The following is a 3696-nucleotide window of genomic DNA, read 5'->3' on the forward strand; positions in this document are numbered from 1 at the left end:
CCCCGGATGAATGCCGGAGCGAAGGAACCCCGAGCCTTAGCGAGGGGCCGTACGTCCGGGGCGAGACTTTTTGGTTCCTTTTGTGTCGTTTGACAAAAGGGATTCGCCGTAAGGGCGAAACCATAAGTGGCCGTTACCAATGAAACGGATATGTACAAAAAACGCTAAAGCCCAAGGCGAAACTGCTTAGGCGTAATCCCAAACCGCTTCCGAAACGCCCGAATAAAATTACTAGGCTGCCGATACCCAAGCCGCTCGGCAATCCGCTCGATCGGCTGATCCCCCGCCGTCAACCAATGCCGCGCCAGCTCCAGACTGTCACCGCGAACATGCTGCGCCGCCTCAGCCTGCCAATGCCGCAACATGCTCTGATGCAAAAACGGATTAGCCCCCAGCAACGGCTCATCAAGACTGGCCAGGGGCATTCGCAGGCACGGATGCGCACCGTGCGACACCTCAATGCCCACACTACGCAACCACTCCCCAGCCGCCTGCTCCGGCGTCAAAGTCACCCCAAGAAACACCTCACCCGGCGCCCGCCCCAAACGCCGGGCGATGTTGCGCACCAGAGTCAACGTCGCCGCATCCAGCCCGAAGAAATGCGGCAACTGATCAGCCCCGCGCAAGTGCAAGCGAACCTGCCCATCGCCCTCCTCCAGTTCCGCCTGCACGTAGTTGGTCACTTGGGGCAAGAACTCAGTGAAGCACGCGAGACTGGCGCGCAGGGTGGCGGCGGAGTCCAGCAGAATGTTCAAGCCTTGCAGGCTGGTGGTCGCCATGCCGTTGACCAGTTCACAGCCAAACGTGGCGCCCGCCCCCAGGCGTTCGCATTCATGCCACAGCTGTTCCACTAGATGCGCAGGCACGCGCAGCCCTTGCCCTTCCAGCAGCGACAGACAGATTCCGGCCCGTTGCAGCAACTGTTCCTGACACAGGCCGGAGCGTTGCGCATGGCTGAGAATGGTGCGGGTGAAGGCACTGGAGGCGAAGGTTTGTTGGGTCATGGCAGGCTACGGCGAGAAGACAGGCGTGTACTTATGCCAGTCTCTGTGATATCGATCCAATGCATTAAAAGTATCCGCTGAATGCAGGAGACGCATGATGGATTTACGACAGCTTCGCCACCTCGTCGCACTGGCCGACTACCGCAGTTTTGGTCGCGCCGCCGAAGCGATCAACCTCAGCCAACCGGCCTTCAGCCGCAGCATCCAGACTCTGGAGCGGGACCTCGATTGCGCGCTGGTGGAGCGCAGCAGCCGCGAGTTCCGCCTGACCGGCCAAGGCGAATTGGTGCTGCAACACGCCCGGCGTCTGCTGGCCGGTAGCCAGGCGTTGCACAACGAACTGACCCAATACAACGGCCTGACCGGTGGCGAATTGCAGTTCGGCAGCGGCCCGTATCCGGCGCAGCTGTTGGTGCCCGAAGCCCTGGCGCAATTCATCCAGGCGCACCCGGCGATCCGCACCTGTTTCCACCTCGGTGACTGGGAGCAACTGGCGCTGTGGTTGCGCGAGCAGCAGATCGAATTTCTGGTCGCCGATTCGCGGTACTTCACCGGTGATCCGCAATACCACGTGCAACTGTTGCGACCACGGCGCGGACGGTTCTTTTGCCGCGTCGATCACCCCTTGGCCAACCGTGAAAACCTGTCGCTGCGCGCCCTGCTCGACTATGCCGTGGTCGGCACGCGCATCCCCCCGATGATCCGCAAGATCCTCGCCGATGTGCAGGGCGAGCCGGACTTCAATCCCAGCGTCGAATGCGCACAATTCGATGCCATCTGCCGCGTGGTCAGACGCTCCGACGCGGTGGGCATCGCCACCATGGAAGCCCTCGCCGAACAGGTCGATCAGGGGCTGTTTCAACTGCTGGATTTTGTCGACTTGCCCAGCGACGACCCCGGTTTGCTCCTGCATTACGGCATTGTCAGTCGCGTCGGTTATTCCCTGACACCGGCGGCGCTGGCGATGGTCGAGGCGATTGTGCAGGTCGATGAGCGATTGCTCACTGGGATCACTCGTTCCATGTAGGAGCTGCCGCAGGCTGCGATCTTTTGATTTTGCCCTTAAAAACAAGATCAAACGATCGCAGCCTGCGGCAGCTCCTACAAGAGCCGTGCTTACGCGCGACGTGCCAGCGCCTGCATCGCCCGAGGCTCACCCAACGCCCGCAGCAAGCAATGCATCGCCTCTTCACGGCTGCGTTCGAAGCGATAACGCGCCTCGATGTACAGCGCCAGTTTCAGCTCCACCGGTTCCTCCAGCGGCAACGGCGTGCTGCAAGCCCAATGCGCTGGCGACCCGACTCGGCAAACTCATGCCAAACGGCTTTTGATGAACAGCGGGTCGCCGCGCAATTCGCGCAGGCGACGCAGGGCGTTGCTCATGGCCGGCTGCGACAGGCACATCACCTCGGCGGCACGGGTGACACTGCGCTGCTGGTAAATCGCATCGAAGGCGAGCAGCAGGTTCAGGTCGAGCTGGCGTAAATCAAGCATGGTCTTGCTCCGGCAAATCGCTTAACGTCGGGCAGCCTAACCAGTGTTCCGAAACAAGCGGTGAGCCCTACATGACAAAAAGCGATCAGCCACTGCGCCAGCCTCCACCCGCCAATGCGTTCTACGCGCCGACCTTGCTGCCGGCCATCGAAGAGCTGTTGGCGCGCGGCGTTGACCGGGACAACATCGAAGCGCTGTTCCGGCGCAGCCTGTTCGAATTGCGCGCACCGTTCATGCGCGTGCCGCTGTTTCTGTCGCGGCGTTTCTGGTCGTTTGCCCTGGAGCAGACCGGCGACCCGTTGATCGGTGTGGCGGCCGGTCGACGCTTCGTCTCCACTGCCACCAATGGCCTGACCTATCTGTTCGATGTCGCCGCGTCACTGGAAAGCGCCTGCGAGTATTTCGTGCGTTTCTTCCCGTTTTTCAACGGGCATTTCCAGGCCCGGATCGTGCGCGGCGAGAACAGTGTCGAACTGCGTCTGCTCGACGGCGGCAGCGTCAAGGCTGTTGCACCAACCGCCGATTACATCCTCGTCAGTCTGTGCAGCATGCTGCGGCGAAAATTTCTCGCCAGTGGCCTGGTGCGCGATCCGATCCTGGGCGTGGATCTGGTCGGTGCCTGCATGGCCAACCTGCAAGACTATGAACAAGCATTCCGCGCGCCGGTGCAGTGGCGGCAGGCGCAGCACACGATCCACCTCGACCCGCAACTGTTCGTCACCGCGCTGACACCCGGCAACCAAGGCCTGGAACAGACCTTGATCGATTTGCTGGAACAGACCCGGCGCAACAGCGAACCGACCCTGCTGGAACAGGTCAGCGACCACATCATCGCTGATCTCGCCGGTGCCAACTGGCAACAGTTCTGCGCCTCGCAGCACCTGATCGAACGCACCGCGGCGCGGCGCTTGAAAGCACTGGGCTGGAGTTTTTCCGAGTTGCTGGATGAGTATCGGCGCTGTCGGGCCGAGGATTTATTGCAGGCCGCAGAGCTTGAGCTGGTGGAGATTTCCGACCGGTTGGGGTACAGCGATGTGCAGAGTTTCAACCGCGCGTGTTTGCGGTGGTTGGGGTGTGCGCCGGGGGTGTATCGGGCGCGGTGGGTGCAGCCTTCAGTTCAAGGTTGAATGGGGCCGACGCTATCGCGAGCAAGCTCGCTCCCACAGGTGATGGGTTTGAACACAGATGTTGTGTGCAA

5 protein-coding genes are annotated in these 3696 nt (G+C 61.4%); 2 read left to right on the plus strand and 3 right to left on the minus strand.

The genetic code is table 11. From position 1 onward, the window contains the following. Positions 1–164: 164 nt before the first annotated feature. Positions 165–1004 (minus strand): AraC family transcriptional regulator ligand-binding domain-containing protein, encoded by an 840-nt coding sequence (locus ACW9JC_RS29280; RefSeq protein WP_457459400.1) that lies wholly within the window; start codon positions 1002–1004, stop codon positions 165–167. A 97-nt stretch (positions 1005–1101) separates the two neighbouring features. Between ACW9JC_RS29280 and ACW9JC_RS29285 the strand changes: the two genes are divergently transcribed. Next, the gene (locus ACW9JC_RS29285; protein WP_457459402.1) at positions 1102–2031 is read left to right on the plus strand and encodes a LysR family transcriptional regulator; all 930 of its coding nucleotides are present in this window, start codon (positions 1102–1104) and stop codon (positions 2029–2031) included. A gap of 89 nt (positions 2032–2120) precedes the next feature. Here ACW9JC_RS29285 and ACW9JC_RS29290 read toward each other — a convergent pair whose 3' ends face one another. Together ACW9JC_RS29290 and ACW9JC_RS29295 are read right to left on the minus strand one after the other, a co-directional pair. Next, on the minus strand, positions 2121–2252 hold the full coding sequence (locus ACW9JC_RS29290) for a hypothetical protein (protein WP_457459404.1): 132 nt from the start codon (positions 2250–2252) through the stop codon (positions 2121–2123). Positions 2253–2315: 63 nt separating this feature from the next. Beyond that, positions 2316–2498 carry a helix-turn-helix domain-containing protein gene (locus ACW9JC_RS29295; protein WP_457459406.1) on the minus strand — a complete coding sequence of 61 codons (183 nt, stop codon included), beginning with the start codon at positions 2496–2498 and terminating at the stop codon, positions 2316–2318. A 71-nt stretch (positions 2499–2569) separates the two neighbouring features. On the opposite strand from ACW9JC_RS29295, the gene ACW9JC_RS29300 reads away from it, so the two are divergent. After that, positions 2570–3625, plus strand: coding sequence for a helix-turn-helix domain-containing protein (locus tag ACW9JC_RS29300; RefSeq protein ID WP_457459408.1), 1056 nt, complete (start codon positions 2570–2572; stop codon positions 3623–3625). Positions 3626–3696: the final 71 nt, after the last annotated feature.

The sequence above is a fragment of the Pseudomonas sp. SDO5591_S426 genome, from assembly GCF_054070755.1.

Excerpts from the sequence above, each read along its gene's own strand:
- ACW9JC_RS29280 (WP_457459400.1), bottom strand. The coding sequence starts at position 1,004 with ATGACCCAACAAACCTTCGCCTCCAGTGCCTTCACCCGCACCATTCTC.
- ACW9JC_RS29285 (WP_457459402.1), top strand. The coding sequence starts at position 1,102 with ATGGATTTACGACAGCTTCGCCACCTCGTCGCACTGGCCGACTACCGC.
- ACW9JC_RS29295 (WP_457459406.1), bottom strand. The coding sequence starts at position 2,498 with ATGCTTGATTTACGCCAGCTCGACCTGAACCTGCTGCTCGCCTTCGAT.
- ACW9JC_RS29300 (WP_457459408.1), top strand. The coding sequence starts at position 2,570 with ATGACAAAAAGCGATCAGCCACTGCGCCAGCCTCCACCCGCCAATGCG.